Origin of the sequence: Aristophania vespae (assembly GCF_009906835.1) — a bacterium.
Taxonomy (GTDB): Bacteria; Pseudomonadota; Alphaproteobacteria; order Acetobacterales; family Acetobacteraceae; genus Aristophania; species Aristophania vespae.
This window is the reverse complement of the sequence record NZ_CP047652.1, coordinates 132629-151533: the sequence shown is the minus strand read 5'-3', so window position 1 is coordinate 151533 and position 18905 is coordinate 132629. Positions and strand designations below refer to the sequence as shown.

Annotated in this window: 15 protein-coding genes and 1 pseudogene; 5 read left to right on the top strand and 11 right to left on the bottom strand. The window is 44.0% G+C overall.

Annotated features, from left to right (window positions below; translation table 11 throughout):
• Nucleotides 1-4: 4 nt before the first annotated feature.
• Nucleotides 5-1192 carry an efflux RND transporter periplasmic adaptor subunit gene (locus tag GT348_RS00735; protein WP_160618109.1) on the bottom strand — a complete coding sequence of 396 codons (1188 nt, stop codon included), beginning with the start codon at nucleotides 1190-1192 and terminating at the stop codon, nucleotides 5-7.
• A gap of 124 nt (nucleotides 1193-1316) precedes the next feature.
• Between GT348_RS00735 and GT348_RS00730 the strand changes: the two genes are divergently transcribed.
• The 3 genes from GT348_RS00730 (at nucleotide 1317) to GT348_RS00720 (ending at nucleotide 4529) form a co-directional block, all read left to right on the top strand.
• A complete protein-coding gene (locus tag GT348_RS00730; RefSeq protein WP_160618108.1) occupies nucleotides 1317-2015 on the top strand; it encodes a TetR/AcrR family transcriptional regulator in 699 nt (232 codons plus the stop codon).
• Nucleotides 2002-2976, top strand: coding sequence for a lytic transglycosylase domain-containing protein (locus tag GT348_RS00725; protein WP_160618107.1), 975 nt, complete (start codon nucleotides 2002-2004; stop codon nucleotides 2974-2976). Before GT348_RS00730 ends, GT348_RS00725 begins: the two co-directional genes overlap by 14 nt.
• Nucleotides 2977-3119: 143 nt before the next feature.
• On the top strand, nucleotides 3120-4529 hold the full coding sequence (locus GT348_RS00720; protein ID WP_160618106.1) for an amino acid permease: 1410 nt from the start codon (nucleotides 3120-3122) through the stop codon (nucleotides 4527-4529).
• 92 nt (nucleotides 4530-4621) lie between these two features.
• On the opposite strand, the pseudogene phoU reads toward GT348_RS00720, so the two are convergent.
• The 4 genes and pseudogenes from phoU to pstC all read right to left on the bottom strand — a co-directional run bounded on the left by phoU (nucleotide 4622) and on the right by pstC (nucleotide 7968).
• Nucleotides 4622-5334: pseudogene (gene phoU / locus GT348_RS00715) on the bottom strand (phosphate signaling complex protein PhoU).
• Between the two features lie 5 nt (nucleotides 5335-5339).
• Nucleotides 5340-6137 (bottom strand): phosphate ABC transporter ATP-binding protein PstB, encoded by a 798-nt coding sequence (pstB, locus tag GT348_RS00710; RefSeq protein WP_160618105.1) that lies wholly within the window; start codon nucleotides 6135-6137, stop codon nucleotides 5340-5342.
• Nucleotides 6138-6157: 20 nt separating this feature from the next.
• On the bottom strand, nucleotides 6158-7027 hold the full coding sequence (gene pstA, locus GT348_RS00705; protein WP_160618104.1) for a phosphate ABC transporter permease PstA: 870 nt from the start codon (nucleotides 7025-7027) through the stop codon (nucleotides 6158-6160).
• On the bottom strand, nucleotides 7024-7968 hold the full coding sequence (pstC, locus tag GT348_RS00700) for a phosphate ABC transporter permease subunit PstC (RefSeq protein ID WP_160618103.1): 945 nt from the start codon (nucleotides 7966-7968) through the stop codon (nucleotides 7024-7026). Before pstC ends, pstA begins: the two co-directional genes overlap by 4 nt.
• Nucleotides 7969-8198: 230 nt before the next feature.
• On the opposite strand from pstC, the gene GT348_RS00695 reads away from it, so the two are divergent.
• Both GT348_RS00695 and dps read left to right on the top strand, forming a co-directional pair.
• A complete protein-coding gene (locus tag GT348_RS00695; protein WP_236646526.1) occupies nucleotides 8199-10745 on the top strand; it encodes a glycosyltransferase family 2 protein in 2547 nt (848 codons plus the stop codon).
• A 66-nt stretch (nucleotides 10746-10811) separates the two neighbouring features.
• The gene (dps, locus tag GT348_RS00690; RefSeq protein ID WP_160618102.1) at nucleotides 10812-11324 is read left to right on the top strand and encodes a DNA starvation/stationary phase protection protein Dps; all 513 of its coding nucleotides are present in this window, start codon (nucleotides 10812-10814) and stop codon (nucleotides 11322-11324) included.
• A gap of 61 nt (nucleotides 11325-11385) precedes the next feature.
• Here dps and GT348_RS00685 read toward each other — a convergent pair whose 3' ends face one another.
• The 6 genes from GT348_RS00685 to GT348_RS00665 form a co-directional block, all read right to left on the bottom strand.
• Nucleotides 11386-11838, bottom strand: a complete 453-nt coding sequence (locus tag GT348_RS00685) for a hypothetical protein (protein WP_160618101.1) — start codon at nucleotides 11836-11838, stop codon at nucleotides 11386-11388.
• A gap of 36 nt (nucleotides 11839-11874) precedes the next feature.
• Nucleotides 11875-12279 carry a glycosyltransferase gene (locus tag GT348_RS09260; RefSeq protein WP_236646525.1) on the bottom strand — a complete coding sequence of 135 codons (405 nt, stop codon included), beginning with the start codon at nucleotides 12277-12279 and terminating at the stop codon, nucleotides 11875-11877.
• On the bottom strand, nucleotides 12237-13094 hold the full coding sequence (locus GT348_RS00680; protein ID WP_236646524.1) for a glycosyltransferase family protein: 858 nt from the start codon (nucleotides 13092-13094) through the stop codon (nucleotides 12237-12239). The genes GT348_RS09260 and GT348_RS00680 overlap by 43 nt, the downstream gene beginning before the upstream one ends.
• A 36-nt stretch (nucleotides 13095-13130) precedes the next feature.
• Nucleotides 13131-14024 carry a hypothetical protein gene (locus tag GT348_RS00675; protein WP_160618100.1) on the bottom strand — a complete coding sequence of 298 codons (894 nt, stop codon included), beginning with the start codon at nucleotides 14022-14024 and terminating at the stop codon, nucleotides 13131-13133.
• A gap of 153 nt (nucleotides 14025-14177) precedes the next feature.
• Nucleotides 14178-17126, bottom strand: a complete 2949-nt coding sequence (locus GT348_RS00670) for a glycosyltransferase (protein ID WP_160618099.1) — start codon at nucleotides 17124-17126, stop codon at nucleotides 14178-14180.
• Entirely contained in the window at nucleotides 17113-18741 is a 1629-nt protein-coding gene (locus tag GT348_RS00665; protein WP_160618098.1) for a tetratricopeptide repeat protein, read from the bottom strand. The genes GT348_RS00670 and GT348_RS00665 overlap by 14 nt, the downstream gene beginning before the upstream one ends.
• Nucleotides 18742-18905: the final 164 nt, after the last annotated feature.

The window sequence follows — 18905 nt, the reverse complement described above, 5'->3', positions numbered from 1 at the left end:
GTGATTACTCCGCCTCAACTTCTTTAAAATCAACGAAATGGGGGGCAACCTTTGCCCCAACCCTGATTTTTTGAAGTCCACTGATAATAACGCGATCTCCAGGCTTAAGGCCTGACTTCACCAGCCAGGAGGCCCCGATGGAGCGGGCAATTTCGATGATACGAATGTCGACTTTATTTTCGTCATCAATGACCATAACATAAGGCTGTGCTTTAGTATTACGCTGCACAGCAACCTGGGGTACCAAAAGTGCCGAAGAATCAATACCTTCTTTAATGTGAGCATGTACAAACATACCTGGCAAAAGAAGATAATCAGGGTTTGGCATGACAGCCCGCATGACTAAAGTTCCCGTCTCAGGATCAACAGTAACTTCAGATAATTGCAAACTACCTGTCTTTTCATAGGTGGACCCATCGGATAACTCGACAGTTACAGCTGCATCCTTCTCATTAACGCGCTGGATTTGTCCCTTATCCAGCTCACGCCGCAGGCGAAGCATATCTTTAGCAGCGACATTAACGTCGACATAAATAGGATCGAGCCTTGTGACAATTGCAATAGGCTGAGCCTGACCTGCCGTGACAAGCGTGCCTTCAGTATAAAGAGTACGCCCGATACGGCCATCTATAGGAGATAGAACATGCGTATAGCGAACATTAACCGCAGCAGTTTCTAACGCCGCCTTAGCCTGTACAACCTGTGCTTCTGCCTCACGGGCAGCAGCTAAAGTATTGTCAAATTCCTGTTGACTGACAGCGCGGGGTCCAACCAGATGGCGGTAACGCTTTAACTGCGCTTCTGCACGGGCGGCAGTCGCCTTTGCTTCCATCAACTTACCTTTAGCCTGGTCATAAGCTGCTTGATAAGGCGGAAGGTAGATTTGGTAAAGCTGCTGTCCAGCCTTAACATCTTTTCCCTGCTCAAAATTGCGCGATACGATCACACCATCAACCTGAGGACGAATTTCAGATTGCTCAAAAGCACTTGTCCTGCCAGGCAATGACGTCTCAAGCGTAATTTGCTGGGGATGCATTTTAATAACATCAACAGTCTGAGGCTTGGGCGGAGGAGAGGCCTTTTTCTGGCATCCAGAAAGCAGAGCAACCCCCGCAAGAAGAGCTAAACTGTTATAGCCCCAAGACTTACGAAAAGCAGAAACTGATCTATAAGATAAATTGTAAACGGCCATTGGGACACTATGACTCACAAAAAAGACCACGGAATTTTGATGATTTATTTCACTTAAGCATGGAAACTATCTGGTTTCCTCGCTAAAGGTCAATTAGATTTGTGTGTCTTACAAGGATTTAATTTTGTCTCCGCACGCTAAAACCGGCAATGCTGCTTTCATAAAACACGCCAATGAGAGTAACAGCCTCGGGGAGTCAACACTCTTGGATTTTTCTGAAAAAAATGCAGGAGATGAGCTGAAACGCCAAAATATTCTCGATACTACTTGCACTCTTTTGCAGTCACATGGTTACAGAGATATTTCCATGGATAATATTGCCAAAAAAGCTGGTATGTCCAAAAAGACGCTTTATTTATATTTTCCTTCCAAGCATGCTCTTTTGGAACAACTGCTCCTGGAAAGGCTATTTTCTCACCTGGAAACTTCTCCAGATTATGAAGGTGATATTGAAACACAGCTCACAAATTTTTGTTATGATCTCGCCCGTAAAATTCTAGACACAAAACGCTTGGGACTGTTACGGGCTATCATTGGTGAAACAACCCGTTCGGCTACAGTTCAACGCCTTATGACAGAGCTTTTTCACCTTTCTGGTCCTAAATTTGGCCTACAGCGCTGGCTCGCAGTTCAAAAAGAAAAAGGACTTTTGAAGATTACCTCTCCTAAAGATGCTGCTGATTATTTTTTCGGTCTAACCTTGGGGGTGCCTATGCTGTCTCAACTAGCCCATTGTGGCCCACAGAGGGACCAGGAAGATTTTTCCCGCTTTGTGAAAGAAGGCATTCATATCTTTCTGGCCGCCTATCGTGTCAAAGATTAACCTCATCATTTTAAGCATTCTGATTTTGCCAGCCCTTGCCTTATTGCAAGGATGCACCTCTTCGCACCGCTCTATTTATAACCGTTATTACCCAAATGCTCCTAATGCCTATAAGGCACCTGGGCCCATTAATGATCCATGGCAACCCTACATCCAAGCAGCAGCAAATCGCTTTAATATCCCGGAACACTGGATAAGAGCCGTAATTCAGCAAGAATCAGGTGGCCATCAATATCGCAACGGACAGCCTATAACGTCTTCAGCTGGGGCTATGGGGCTCATGCAACTCATGCCCACGACCTATGCCGACATGCAGCAACGCTTTAACCTGGGCTCTGATCCTTTCGAGCCATATGATAACATCATGGCAGGATCAGGCTATTTGAAAGTGCTTTATGACAAATATGGAGCACCCAGCTTTTTAGCCGCTTATAATGCAGGGCCCATTGCTCTAGAAAATTACCTAAATTATGGACGCACTCTTCCTCGAGAGACCAGAAATTATGTCGCCGCAATAACACCTCACTTAGGTGATTATGCTCCACTCACTGGCCCCCTAGCCCGTTATGGCACTAAATTCCAAAGACAGGGACATTACAGCCCTACTCAGCACTATATTGCTCAGAAATCTGTCAGCAACCCTGGAAACAATAAGCAACCAGCCGCAGCACCACATTTGGAAAGCTTATTGGCGGCCTATGCAGCTCATTATGGCGACTGGACCATCCAGATCGGAGCTTTTTCTAATCTGGGACAAGCACGTTATGCAGCAACTGTAGCGCGTCAGGCTGATTTTAAAATGCTTCAAGGTACACGAATCGTGACTCAACAGGTAAAAAAATCTAAGATTATTTTGTGGCGCTCTCGTTTGCAGGGTTTAAGCGAGAAAAATGCCAGACAATCATGCAGAAATTTACGCATAAAGGGACTTGGTTGCACACCTATTGCTCCAGGACATTAAGGCCTCAAGCAGGAATAGATTGGCAAAAAAGACAAGTTAGCTTATGGTATGCATGCCTAGAACACATAGCAGCCAAGCTTTTTTTGAGGGAGTCCTATGCCAATGCGGCTTAGTCTATCTTGTACCAGTGTCAGGATCACTCTATGACGCAATTGACAGATGACAAAAAAGGGTCACATCCCGGAGCTATTAGCGAAGAAGGCTACCATAAAGATCTGGGAAGCCGTCATATACAGATGATCGCTCTAGGCGGTGCAATTGGCACCGGGCTCTTTTTAGGTGCGGGCTCTCGTCTTCAAGAAGCTGGCCCTTCGCTCGTCATAGTCTATGCTATTTGCGGCCTATGCGCTTTTATGATTCTCCGCGCTATGGGCGAACTTGTGATGTATCGCCCAACAAGTGGCAGTTACGTAACATATGCGCGGGAATTTCTGGGAGAATGGGCCGCTTATACTGCGGGTTGGTTCTCTTTTCTGAACTGGGCCATGACGGGTATTGCTGATATTACAGCCATTGCTCTTTACATGCATTATTGGCCCATCTTCAGTGATATTCCGCAATGGGTTATCGCCTTTGGAGCGCTCCTTGTAGTGGGTGGGGTAAATCTTACAGGCGTACGTTATTTTGGCGAAATTGAGTTCTGGTTCTCACTCATTAAAGTGCTGACTCTTGCAGCTTTCTTGGTTGTTGGAATTACGATTCTCTTTATGGGGGTCGATGTAGGTGGGCACAAACCCGGCCTTCACCTGATTTCACAAAGTGGTGGTTTTTTTCCACACGGATTTATTGCACCACTTATGTTGATCCAGGGCGTTATTTTTGCTTATGCCGCAACTGAACTTATTGGCGTTGCCGCTGGGGAATGCAAAGATGCCCATAAAATTGTCCCTCGGGCGGTCAATAGCGTTATTTGGCGTATTCTAATCTTTTACGTTGGCTCTATAGCACTTTTAGTCTGCCTTCTTCCCTGGACAGAATATGAAGCAGGTGTAAGCCCGTTTGTGACGTTCTTTGAAAAGCTTGGTGTGCCAGGTGCAGATAATATCATGAATTTTGTCGTACTCACTGCGGCATTATCCAGCTTAAATTCAGGACTGTACTCCACAGGGCGTATTTTACGTGCTCTATCATTAGGCGGCTCAGGGCCCAAAGCCATGAGTAAGCTTAGCCGGCAATCTGTTCCCTATGTCGGAATTTTGGCGACTTTAGCGATTTATCTTATCGGTGTGGGGTTAAATTACCTTATTCCATCCCAGGTTTTTGAGGTTGTTCTTAGTCTTTCTTCACTTGGCGTTTTAGGAACATGGGCTTCTATTATTTTATGCCAACTTCAACTTCATAAAAAGATTCGTGAAGGTAAAATCGCCCCTACAGGCTTTACGATGCCTGGAGCTCCCTATAGTGGCTGGATTACACTCGGCTTTCTGATCTTTGTCGTTGTTATGATGGTATTTGATTACCCATCGGGAACGCTTTCTGTAGCAAGCATTCCTCTCTTAGCAGCAATATTTTGTGGTGGCTGGTACATTCTCAAACGTAAAAATCACTCATAAAAAATGGTTTTTACCGTTTGAAAAGCTGGTAATTCTATAAAAAAACCTCGGAATATTCCGAGGTTTTTTTGGATATATTAGGGCGATATAGGCTATTTCCGTGATGTGTCTTTCTTTGACCCTCCACGAGGGCGCATAGCAGCCGGTAAATTATCGCCTGTTACAGCATAATAAACCCGTTCAGCAATATTAGTAGCGTGATCACCGATACGCTCGAAATTTTTCGCAATAAAAAGCAGCTCGGTACAGGGGCGAATATTTCGTGGATCTTCCATCATATAAGTTACGAGCTCGCGAAAAAGCGTCGTATAATATTCGTCCACCCCTTTATCAGACTGCCATACCGCAACGGCTAAATCCGGGTCTAACCTATTAATCGCCTGAACCGTTCTCTGGAAATTTTCTTTTACCAATCGGCCCATACTCAACAAACCAGAGAGAGAAATATGCCCCCCTCGGCAGCAGCCTTAATGGCCTTACGCGCAATAGAAGCAGCGTAATCACCAATACGCTCAAGATCACCCGTTATTTTAAGAGCAGCAACGATCTCTCTAAGGTCACCGCCCATTGGACTTCTAAGAGCTAAAAGACGGATAGCAAGCCCTTCGACCTCACGTTCAATGTCGTCTACTTCAGGATCTTGGGTGACAGCATTATTGGCTGCTTCCTCATCATGATCAGCAATGGCGGTTAAGGCCTGATCAACCTGGCTTTCAACCAACTGTCCCATTTTCGCCATTAACTCACGAAGATGGTCAAGTTCGTGCTCGTAACTTCTTACAATGTGTGAACGGTCAAGAGGCATAACTTTTATCCAAATCTACCCGTGATATAATCCTGGGTTTGTTTCTGACGAGGATTCGTAAAAATACGATCGGCTTGGTCAACTTCTATCAAACGACCCATATAGAAAAAGGCAACACGATCAGCACAACGGGCTGCCTGCTGCATGTTATGAGTCACAATTGCTATAGTAAATTCTTCTTTGAGTTCATCAAGCAACTCTTCTATGCGTGCCGTAGAAATTGGATCAAGAGCCGAAGTTGGCTCATCAAGCAGCAAAACTTCTGGTCGTGTTGCAATACTGCGAGCGATACACAGCCTTTGCTGTTGTCCACCAGAAAGCCCAGAAGCTGGAGCTTTCAGGCGATCCTTTACCTCATTCCACAAAGCAACACGTGTCAGGACATCTTGTACACGTTCATCCATCTCTGTACGGCTTAAGCGTTCATGCAGACGTACTCCAAAGACGATATTATCATAAATAGACATAGGAAAGGGTGTTGGCTTTTGAAAGACCATTCCGACCCGAGCCCTTAAAACATCCAGATTCATTGTTTTATCTAAGATGTTTTTTCCGTCGAACATGACCTTACCTGTAGCGCGCTGCCCAGGGTAAAGGTCGTACATACGGTTAAAAACACGCAATAATGTCGATTTACCACAACCACTTGGGCCAATCATGGCCGTAACCTGCTTGGCAGGGTAATTGATCGATATATCGTGTAAAGCGTGATGATTGCCGTAATAGAAATTAAGATTTTGAACAGCAAGGGCTGTTTCACGCTCATCGTTCTCAGGAAGATACATTCTTGGGCCTTGATTCATGAATTTACTCTTTTTGATCACTAACGACGTGAAGAGAGCCGCACTACAATATTAATCATCAGCACCCCAACAGTAACAATTAAAGCACCGGCCCATGCAAGCTGAACCCAATCGTCATAAGAGGCCCCGGCATATTGGTAAATTGCAATAGGCAAACTCGCCATCGGTTTGGACAAATCCCATGACCAACTTTGATTACCTAAAGATGTAAATAATAAAGGCGCTGTTTCACCGCCCATTCTGGCCAGAGCGAGTAAAACACCCGTTAAAACACCTTGCCTCGCAGAACGTAAACAAAGAGAAAAAGTTACCCGCCATTTTGCCGCACCAAGGGCCGCGCCAGCTTCTCTCATGGCTGTTGGAACTAAACGCAGCATATCTTCGGTTGTACGAATAATGACAGGCACAGCCAAAACAGCTAATGCAACCGCCCCTGAAAAGGCTGAAAAATGCCGAAAAGGTGCTACTAAAAGCTGGTAAATAAATAACCCCACTAAAATGGAAGGCACTGACATCAGCACATCAGAAACAAAACGCACAATAGTCGCAAAGCGATTAGTTTTCGAACCATATTCAGAGAGATAGACACCACATAGTAGCCCCAAAGGTGCTGCAATTAAAAGTGCCAGGCCCGTCTGAATAATGCTCCCTAAAATCGCATTACCCAATCCGCTATGGCTACCCGGTGGGCCCATCGGTTTTGTAAAAACTGTTAGCGATAAAGCTGCAATTCCTTTGCTAAGAAGCATATATAAAATGGAGAGGAGCGTGAGAATGAGTATAATACCAGCTAGGGTACTCATCACTGTAGCTAATTTACTCATCACGCGCCGATATGACGTTAGCCTATCACCGCGCCACCGGGTCTGAGCATTTTTTTCAACACTCATTGACGCTTGCCTTTTAAAAGACGCGCACACGCTAGACTCAGACACGAAAGAATCATCAAAACGAACCCTAACGCCATTAGCGCAGAAAGCCGTAAAGACCCTTCGGGACTTTCAGGAAACTGCAATGCTATAAGAGATGCCACTGTACTACGTGGGGAAAAAAGAGACCAACCAATAGATGTCACATTTCCGATAACGAACGTAACAGCCATGGTCTCACCCAAGGCACGCCCCATGCCCAGCACGATTGCCCCTATCATACCACTTCGTGACCATGGTACAATCACTTTACGCATAACCTCCCAACGCGTAGCACCAAGACCATAGGCGCTTTCTTTCAACATGGGCGGAACGGCGCTAAAAACGTCGCACATGACAGCTGTAATGAAGGGAGCAATCATCACAGCTAAAATAATACCCGAGGTCATAAGACCTGTTCCGATAGGAATACCTTTTAATAAGGGACCAATGAGAAAGAGATCGGCACAGTGATGATTTAGAAAGCGCTGAACCGTCCCCGACATGAAAGGGACAATCGTAAAAAATCCCCACATACCAAAAATGATGGATGGCACAGCTGCTAAGAGTTGAACTGCTGTTCCGATAATGGCTGCTATACGTGTAGGAGCAATAGACGTTAGCCAAAATGCCGTACCAAAAGCTAAGGGTACAGCCAAGATAATGGCTATGATCGTGCTAATAACTGTTCCGAGAAGGGGCGCTAGAACACCATATTGATTTGTGACAGGATTCCAATGAGCGTGATAGAAAAAACCCAACCCAAAAGTTGCAAAAGCTTTTTCGCCACCAACGGCCATAAGCACAATAAGGCCGCCCAAGACCAAAAGCACCAAAGCGGCACTTATCCAAAAAAGCCAATGAAAAAAAGCGTCTAAGTCTAATATGCTTTTTTTAGATCGTGGCTCAAGCGGCAATTTCATGGCTTAAAACCTTGTATCCCGACAATATATAAACGATGCCATGAAATGACATGCTCTTTTGTGCTTTAGCGTTCCTAATCTCAAAGGACAACCTTATTTCCTGTAAAGGAAGAAACAAAATGAAGTGGGATGAAAAGAACTTCATTCTTCAGTAGGCTATTTTCAGCTCTGATTTTAATATAGTCTCTTTTATAAAAGGCCTTTAGGCTCAGGCGTAAGGAATTTACTCCGTGGCAGAACAGTCTCATAAAGCGCTCTCTTCTAACGCTTCTCTCTCAGCTGGCAAGATGAGTACTTTTAGGGGGTATGTGGAGGAATTTTCTAATGGCCTCATCCGTGGCTGGGCCCTTAACATTAACGCACCTTCTAACCCCGTAATAATCCACCTCCTTGTAGATCAGCAGGAGGTAGCACAATTTCCCTGTGATCAACCACGCCCAGATGTAAGTAAAGCTCTTAATCTTACAACAGATATTGTTGGGTTTAAATTTAACCTACCGGCATTTTGTTTTGATAATCAGCCTCATCAAATTGGTTTGCGTTTTCCAGATCGCTCCGTTCTAGCTTTTCCAATTAATCATCAAGCCAACCAGTTTTGTGAAACGATCATCTTTCCTGGAAAAGCAAAAAGTGAGTATCGCAGTTTTATAGACGGTGTTTTTAACAATATGCTCAGAGGCTGGGTAACAAAACGTTCCACGCCTTATGAAAAGTGGGGAGGTAACCTTATTGTTTCAGCCACGGTTGACGGTATGTCGCTGGCAACAGCCCGCGCCAATCACTACCGTGGAGATGTTGCTGAATCTTTAAAAAGCGAACCAAATTGCGGTTTTGAAATTCCGCTTCCTGTTTCTCTTAGAGACCATAAATTACATCATTTTGATGTAAAAATCGTTCCAGAAAACATTCCTCTTAGAAACAGCCCTTTTAAAACATCACTCGTCAGCGACGATCTTGAAGCCCGCCTGGTTGAGCTTGAAGCAACCATCGGCAATTTACATCGGCAGTTAACGACTTTGCGGCGTAATGTAAAAGATCTCATTCCAAAACGCCCTCCAAATTTAACACAATATGATGAATGGGCACGTGCTTATCAAAGGGCTTTAAGGGAGCGTACAGAACATTTGCGTTTGGCCAACCCCTTATCTCGCCAGCCCCTTATTAGTGTTATTTGTCCGGTATGGAAGCCACAACTTACGGATTTCCGCGCTGCTATAGACTCGGTGCTTCATCAAACTTACTCAAACTGGGAGCTTATTTTAGTTGAGGATGGCAGCGATCACGCCGAGATACATGCTCTTATGCGCACCTATAGCCAACAAGATAAGCGCATTAAGAGTTTTTTCTTAGAGCAAAATAGCGGTATCGCTGAAGCTACAAACAAAGCCATAAGCTATGCAAAAGGAGCTTATATTGCTTTTTTTGACCACGATGATTTACTCAGCCCCGTTGCTCTTGAAATTATGCTCCGTGCTGCCCTCACTACGCAGGCAAAATTACTTTATTCAGATGAGGATAAAATTGATCCGGCCGGTTATTTTCTCGAACCCAATTTAAAACCGGATTTTAATTACCGTTATCTTCTGGGATGCAATTACATATGCCACCTCACGATGGTAGAAAGCCAGACGCTGCGTAAAGTTGGCCCTCTTCTAAAAATCTATGACGGTGCCCAGGATCATGATCTCATTTTAAGGCTGGTAGAGCATTTACCAGAAGACGCGATTTTTCACGTCAAAGAGATACTTTATCATTGGCGTAAAGCAGAAAATTCAACGGCAGCGACTCTTACAAATAAAAATTATGCCATTATGGCGGGAGTTAACTGCGTTCAGGACCACCTAAAACGTCAGAATATGAAGGGAAAAGTCTCTTCCATAGATAAATTAAGTATTTATAAAATTGACTGGACTAGCCGTGCTCAACCAAGCGTTACAGTCATCATTCCCTTCCGCGATGAAGTGGACGTGACAAGACGTTGTGTAGATACGTTATTAGAGCAACAAAATTATCGTAATATGCGTTTGATGTTAGTAGATAATTTTTCTGTTCAGGAAGAAACATTATCTTATCTGGAAAATATCAAAAACGATCCTCGAGTTGACGTCATACGTTTAGAAGAAAAATTTAATTTCTCACGGCTTAATAATATTGCCGCTGCTCAATCTTTTAGTGACTATCTTTTATTTTTAAATAATGACGTCTTTGTTCATCAAAAGGATTTTATCAAAAAACTCGTACTAGAAGCTGTTTCTTTCCCCAAAGTGGCCATTGTCGGGGCCCGCCTTTTATATCCCAATGGAACAATTCAACATGCAGGCGTCGCAGTAGGACCTGACATTATCGGCGCTCACATGCATCGTGGAAAACCAGGCAATGACTATGGTTATATAGGGCGAATTCGCTTGAGTCATGAGGTCACTGCCGTCACGGGAGCGGCCATGCTCATTAAGCGCGACCTGTTTCAGCAAGTAGGCGGGTTTGATGAGATCGGCCTTCCTGTCGCTTATAATGATGTCGATCTCTGCTTAAAAATAAGACAAAAAGGCTGGCATATTCTTTATTGTGCTGAGGCTGTTGCAGAACATTATGAAAGTCTTTCTCGCAAAAGTGATGACCGTCCAGAGCACGAAGAAAGGTTTTTTCATGAGATGGAACAAATAAAAGAGCGTTGGAGGGGTGTTCCCCTCTTTGAAAATGATCCATCCTACCCACGTTACTTTAGAGAGGATGGAGAAACTTTTTTTGATCTTCGCACTCTTGAAACTATTATGTGAGATAATACCGTAGTGGGCCCTTGCCTACCATCTCTATAGAGATAGGTTGTTAGAAAGGACATTTTTATGGCTAAAACGACTCATTTCCGCACAAAAAATAACACGCCTGACAACACCAAGGCTGTTTCAATTGAACTTCTTAATGCGCGCTTAGCCGATTTAATTGACTTAGCTCTTGTTACAAAGCAAGCCCACTGGAACTTAAAAGGAACACACTTTATCGGTGTTCACTTAATGCTTGATGGGTTCCGTACTCAGGTTGATAATTTCGCTGACATGGCAGCAGAGCGTGCGGTACAGTTAGGTGGATATGCCTTTGGCACCGTGCAGACCGTCGATAAAAAGACAACCTGCAAACCTTATCCAACCGACATCTACAAAATTGAGGATCACCTCAAGGCGCTTATTGAGCGTTATGGCCAGGTTGGTAACAATATTCGTGAAGCGATCAAAACCACTGCTGAAGCAGGTGATGATGACACGGCCGACCTCTTCACAGAAGTTTCTCGTGGGCTTGATAAGAACCTTTGGTTCATGGAAGCTCATTTACAGGACAAAAAAGAAACCACTAAAGGGTAAGATTTTCTTCCAGAGATCTTGTCTAAAGAGCGTGAGAGATAATCTCACGCTCTTTTTTATTTTACAAAGATTGAGCCAAATGTTCGCGCGCGAAATAAAAAGGATCATCTTTCAATACGTCGATCACTTTGCGCCCGTCAGGAAGCACTATATCCTTTTTGGGAATAAAGGACTCAAGCTCGGTCATAGATGTGGGCTCGGTTCCAGTTGTAAGTTCTTGCTTAGCGAACCCTTCAAGAACAAAGCGAACGAAACGACGAAAATCATCCTCTACCAAGGGAGTGGGCATTTCACCACGCTGGCGCTGCACAACCCAGCCACGGGTCAGTGTTTCTAGGCTACCCCACTCATTTGCTTCCGTTCCCAAAGCCCTCTGGCTCAATGTTTCAATACTGGCTTTACTTAACTGATCCAGGTCTTCAGGTGTCAGTTTACCAGGAGGAACAGAAGGGGCTTTTTTAACGACCCAATGCTCTACAAGCAACCTTAAGGCAGGTAATATCTCAAGTGACATAGGGCAACTCCCTTATAACAAATATGCCTAGTTTATTTAGCCAATAACACGGGCAATAAGGCGTTCATACTCCCGCAAATATTTTTTCACATCTAACACGGCACAAGCCTCTTTATGAGCCTTAGCCCCAAGACGTTGCGCTAAAGGTTCGTTCTCTAAAAGTTCCATAACTCCTTCCGCAATTTTGTCCGGCTCCAAAAAAGGTACAAAATATGCGGTTTTATCATCTTCCAAAAACTCTCTCACAGGTGTTGTATCACCTACAATTAAAGGACATCCAACCGCCATAGCCTCTCTCAACGACCATGAAAGCACAAAAGGATATGTCAAATAAACATGAGCATCAGAGCGCTGCAATAACTTAATAAGGCCGTCATAAGGCAACCAATGAATAAAATCTATACGAGTAAGATCAAGCCTTCCCTCAAGCTCTTTGAGCATTTTTTCCCGCCATGTACCGCCATCTTTGGGGGCATACCGTAGCTGACTGTGTCTCTACCGACTATAATAACACGTACATCTGGCCGCGCTTTTAATAGAGCTGGTAGAGCCCTCATAAAGCTATGAAAACCACGATAAGGTTCGAGACTACGCGCTACGTATGTAACAATTTTCTCTTTCGGAGAAATATGCACATCTTCTAGATCAAAAGGGCTTTTCTTACAGTTGGGGTCAGGACGACAGAGCCCTAAATTGACTCCCTCCCGTAATAAATCAATTTTTTGTTGTGCCCACTCAGGATAAGTTTCTTTTTGGAAAAGGGTTGGTGTCTGCCCCCACCCAGGAAGCATTAATGCCTGCAAATTAATGGCATTTTTAGTCCGCACATATCCTGCTAATTTCATATCGAATGGAAATTCAGGGTCAAAATTAACATCTTGACCTAAAATGCTATAATAGAATTCGAAATAACCTAAAATTGGTGCATCAGGAAAGACATCTATCAGTCTTAGAAGTTCTCCCCAGCCATGATGCCCGATAATAATATCAGGAATAAAACCTAGATTTTTGATAGATTGCGCAACCGCAGCAACAGCATCTGCACGCCATAAGGCATGATTAAATTCTTTTGCGTAAGGGTGAACCCCCTCATATGATACTGAGGGAATACCATAATATATCTGCCTTACACCTTCTATTTCAGCCTTTTTCTGGCTGGTAATGAAGATAATATCATGCTTACCCTGCCGGGCCAGGTGCTTTACAAGGTGGTAATATTGCGCAGGAAAGCTTTGATGTACAAAAAGATATCGCACGCACTTAACCTACACTTTCATTCCCAAGCCTGATCTCTAGTCAGACCGATCACCACGCTTCATCTGCTTTTTAGTCTTTTTTTCTGTAGTAATAGGGGATTTTTTCCCTTCGACAGAGACAAGTTCTAATTGAAACGCTTCAAGTGGAGCTAATGTTTCACTTTCTAGCATGGTTTCTACCCCTGCTACAGGTCCCAGACGGGTACCATCTGTAAAACATCCTGTCAGACGTAAAGTCATTTTTTTGGCTGTATCGCCTTTTAAACGGATGCGCATACCTAAAATAGGAAGGGACATTCCCCTTGAGCCACAGAAAGAGCCACCATCACTCCAAGGAGAAAGCCATCCTTTGCCCAATACAGCTTGGTACTCAATATCCTCAACCCCAACATCCTGCATGGGGCTAATAGAAAAACCCTCAATCCATAGACCACTTCCAGGAGTACCGACCCAAGTCCCTATGGGTTTGACAACATCGCCTTCTCTTTGAATATGTGCGCTAATTTCCTTTAGCTCATTTTCATTTTTTTTACCCTGAACAGCTGGATGCACCATTTGCGGCTGGGTTCCATCTCCATGCTGCCCGGAAAAAAGCCGCATCACTTGAAGACGTGGCGCTTCATGCGAACTGGAGGGATTTTGATAGGTTGTTACTAAAACACCCGCGGGACCATTATTAACCCTTATAAGCGCAGCATTATCATTAGCCCCTAACCATCCTTCTGGAGAGAAAGTACTAATTTCTACATCCTCTATTTTAACAGAAGGGGCCCGTGAAATACGTACACCTGGAAAGCCAGCTCCATCTGCCTCAGCCTGGCCAGGAGCATGAAGAACACAATAAAGGCCTGTGTCTAAAAAAATAACATGTGCGCCAACTTTCAGATCTATCACACTATTATGTCGTTGTTGTTCAAGAACTTTAGACATCACGCCTCACTAATTATACGCCAATGTTATTATTTTACTTAATTTTATTAAGATACTTACAACTTAAAAGAGTTACAAAAAAGTCTATTAACGGCACTAAATATCATTTTTCTGGCTAACATGAAAATAATACATATAGGCTCCAAAAAGCTATTATAAATAATGACTGGAACGCTTTGCATAATGCAAAAGATACTCTGCTAAACGTGGAATAGGGATACCCAAAGGAATGATTTTTCCTTCATAATTACCTTTTTCTTTAATTCGTTCACTTACAGCACCTATATCAAAACATAATACTTCTAATCCTGCCTTCCAAAGCCAACTTAATACATAGCACCATGTTTCAGGCGCAACAGAGGGTATGAAAGCAAAATCAAGATGTTGCATGGCAATTAGGGATAATACATCTTTATCCTCATAAGGCCCAGTTACCTGAACACCAGAAGCTATTAATGTTTCGTCATCTTTACTACTTCCAATCAAAATAAGATCAAGCGGTAAATCGTGATCCTGGATATAACGCCCTAAATCACGCAAAATATCATAGCCCTTCCAGCGGCTTATTCCACCCAAAACTCCTATGCGATAACGCCCATTATGCTGTCTTTGTGGCCTTGATCTGGCAGGAACGGTTATTTCATCTTCTAAAGGTTCAATAATGATTTCAGGTAAAGACGGGAAATGCCTTAAAAGTCGCTTGGCAGCATCGTGGGTGGGTGCCTTTACATAGCGCGCTGCCAAAAGCTCTTGTTGAGAACGATCAAGAAGCTCATTTAGTTCTATGTTTTCTTTAAAGTCCCTGTTGTTGTGCTTTATGCAGTTTGCGCAAACTTTGGAATCAGACTCACCACAATAATGGCCGTCTTTATTTAGTAAAATAATACGAGGGCAAAACCAGACGTGATCATGGACATAAATATCATAGGGTACGTTTAAAAATGAGTGTAAGCGCCTTACCCACGGCGCATGTCCTCTCAAATGATGCCACTCTATATGCTTAAGTCCAAGACGGCGCAAACATGACCCCAGAAGCATCCCTTCTTCGGGCAAGGTAAATTTTAAATTCGGGAGCTTATCGGGATTGTAACAAAGCTCCAGGCTACACCCCTGAGGCACTGGCCTCAATTGTAGGGCTAGGAACCCTTCTTTGCTCAGCTGCTTAGCCCGCTCTTTTACAGCGCGTGCCACGCCCCCTTTATAATTATGTTTAACAAGGAGTACCGTCCCTTCGGGACGCTCTTCCTGCATTATGCGTAACAAATCAAGACGCCGTCTTATTAGAAACAGCGGGTCCCGACGCATAAATTCGAATATTCTCAAATCATAGCCAGGATGAAGTGCATTTAGGATTTTGAGATTACGACGTATGAGATGCTGCTTTGCACCTTTAAAAGAATTGCCACCCTTATGTCGGACATAAAGATTGACAGCCGCTATATGCCGAAAACCCCGCGCCGTCGCCCGAATGGAAAAATCATTTTCCTCGCCATAACCCTGAGCAAATATATCATCCCGCAATAACCCTGTTTCAGCCAGACACTCAGCCGAAATAGCCATGCAAAAGCCATTTGCTGTAGGAAGTTCTATAGAAACGCTTGTTCCATTCTCACGGCAAAACTGATCCAAACGCCTTGTTTCACGCAAATCAGGAAAAGGGTTTTCTTTTTCGACTGAAGGGTAAGATAAAAGACCCCCATTATTAGAAAGAGGCGTCACAGTGCCCACATCTTGCGGTGTTAACCACTCTGTTAAACGCTGAACCCACCCTTTCGGAACAATCGTATCACTGTTAAGTAAAATAACATCTGAACCCTCTGCATAATGTAGCCCTTTATTGACACTTGCAGGGAAACCACATGTTTTTTCATTTCTTAAAAGCGTTATTTTGCGTTCTTTAGCCAGAAGATCTAGCGCTCTGACAATTGATTTTTCTGGAGAGGCATCATCAATAACTATAATTTCTACTGCTGAGGGTGTGTTTTCTAAAACACTTCTCAAGCACGTCATTGTTGTTTGATAGTCAATATAAACTGGAATTATGACAGCACAGGATGGCTTTGTTAATCGTGGTAATGAGGAACGTGCCGGCCTGGGTTGAACAGGAGCAGGCAAGAAGCGCGCTGGGTAAGGCTGTTTGCCATCAAGAACGCGCCCCAATTTAGGCTCAAGCGGAGAGCCCATAAGAGGCACTTCATGATCATTTATGATATGAAGGGTCTGTCGCCCTTTTTGGGGAAGCTCATTTAAAGCTATGGAAAAAGAGCGAAACTGGCCCAGAGGATTTTGTGCATTTACCTCGGCAATCGTCTCAACTTTTACCCAAGGACCGTCATTGATTTTGATGTGAGGTATATATTCAGGCTCGGCAGGGTACCACAGCCAACCCTCAATTGCCGAAGCTGTAGGCCAAACCAGGGACTCACATCGTGTTAGGGCTCTAATATCAAAAGGGCTACCAAATAAGTGGTCTTTACCCAGCTTTACAGACAAACGATGCCCCCGCATCCAGTCAGGTGCTATTCCCTTCTGAAAAACCGAACCTAAATTAATCTCTCCAGCCTCAAACTGCCCTAAACGCCGCCCATCAAGTACAATAGATACTTTTTGTTTGGAAAAGATTTTTAAGAGACCCGTATTTGAAAGAAACGCCCATCCCCCTTTATTTTGTTGAGCAACAATATCATGAATAAAAGAGTAAATTTCAGCAGGTGGTACGTAATAAGAGAGCGCCTTTTCAAGAAGATTGGCTGCCTCTTCCTGACGTTTCATAAACCAGAGGGCTAGTATCTCGGAAAAAACAACTTCTTTTAGATTAAAGCGCTCTCTTAAAACCCTTAATCTTTTTAATGCAATTTCAAAATACCCCATTTTTAGGGCTGTCATTGCATAAGCAAAATTTACTTTTGGGTCGTTAACAGCCAATCTGGCAGCACGGCCTAGCCAAAAAAAGGCTGACGACATCAAATTTTTTTGTAAGCAGTCCTGACCACATTCATAAGCATTTTGAGCTTGTTGAGAGCGTTTTTTAAGCCAGAACCGTTCCGCTTTCAGATCTAAAGAAGTGCCATAATTGCCCAGAAATCGGTCAAACTCCCTCATGAGAGGCCTTTTTTTCTAATGCTGGAGTTGAGTTTTCTTCCATTTCACAAAGCGTTTGTTTTGCTTCTTCTATCCCTTGTTGTGCAGCTTTTTCGAGCCACATTTTGCCCTTTGCCTTATCAGCTTTTCCTGCGATTCCGTTCACCAGATATCGCCCTAACATTGCCTGAGACAAAGCATGTCCCCTCATAGCTGCCTTTTCGAAATAATAAAGTGCTTTTTCACGATCTTCTGGAACGTCATGCCCTCCGCCATACATTGCTCCAAGAGAAAAGAGAGCATCGACATTTCCATTTTCGGCAGCCTGATGATAGAGCTTCAGGGCACGATCATGGTCCTTTTCGCCATCAATCTGACCCGTAACACAAATTTGTGCCACCGCAATACAAGCCTCAGCCATTCCGGCAGCTGCGGCTTTTTTAAGCCATTTTAGCCCTTCAATAGGATTAGGCGCATCAGTGCCTCGCCCCTCAAAAAGCATTTTTCCATACCAATATTGAGCATTAACAACACTATCGAGGGCCTTACTCATCCAATAAAGTGCCTGGGCTTCATCAAGACGCCCTCCTACCTGTTTGGCTAAGCAAACGCCAAAGTTAAAAGCACTTAACGGATCACCTGCTTCGGCGCGTTTTTGTAATCTTTCGCGCAAAGCTTCCTGCTCTTTGGGCTCTAGTGAAACACCAGCTAAAATCAAATTACCCAGATCAGCATCAGCCTGAGAATTTCCCTGTAATGCCGCTCTTTTAAACCAGTAAGCTGCTTTATCTTCATCACGCTCTATACCCGTTCCGGTAAGATAAAACACGGCTAAAGCGCGCATAGCACTCGTATGACCCATTTCTGCAGCCATCTGGTACCATTTAGCAGCTTCACTGCTGCTTTTATAAACGTCATCACCACGAATATAGAGATCACCCAACATTGCAGCAGAGTCGGAATGCCCATTTTGGGCAGCCCTTCTCAACCATGTTTCTGCCTGGGTGACATTTTTTTCTACACCAACACCTTTTAGTAACATCAGGCCATAACGCGCCTGTGCAGGTGCTATCTCAAACTCGGCCGCTGCACCAAAATAATGCGCAGCCTGCTTTAAATCTCTTTCAACACCGACGCCACCTTCATACATCCACGCCAAAGTGGCATAGGCTGTGCTAACACCCTTGTCCGCTGCCTGCTTAAGATATGAAAAGGCTTTTTTTTGATCCTCACATGTTTTTGCTTCTCGCAACAGGATCAAACCAAAACCCAAATAGCCTTGTGGCGCCCCTGCATGTGCTGCTTTTTCATACCACTGACGGGCTAATTGAGCATTTTTAATATGCGCAGGACCGTGAGAATATAAATGTGCTACGAGCGCTTTTGCCTCGGCACTACCACCCTCTGCCCCTTTAAGCCCCCAATGAAGAGCCTTTTCAAAATCAGGCTTTCTTTCTACGATGTTATCATTACAAGATACTAAGCGTGCAGGGGATGCCGGATCAAACCCTACCGGTAGCCCCATTGCGTACATAGTTCCAAGACTAAAGCACGCTTCTACCGACCCTCCCGTAGCAGCACGATAGAGCCATCGTGCACCTTCCTCTAAAGAAGCCGGAGTGCCCTGACCACGCAAATAACATTGTGCAACCTGATACTGAGCTTCAGTAACCCCGTTTGAGCCAGATCGGCAAAAATCGCAAAAGCTTCAAACGGTTTATTTTGCTCTAAAAGCCGAAAACCACGCGCCAGTTTCCGGTTTTTAAAGCTAAAGGGTGCGAAATCTTTTTTGCCAAGCAT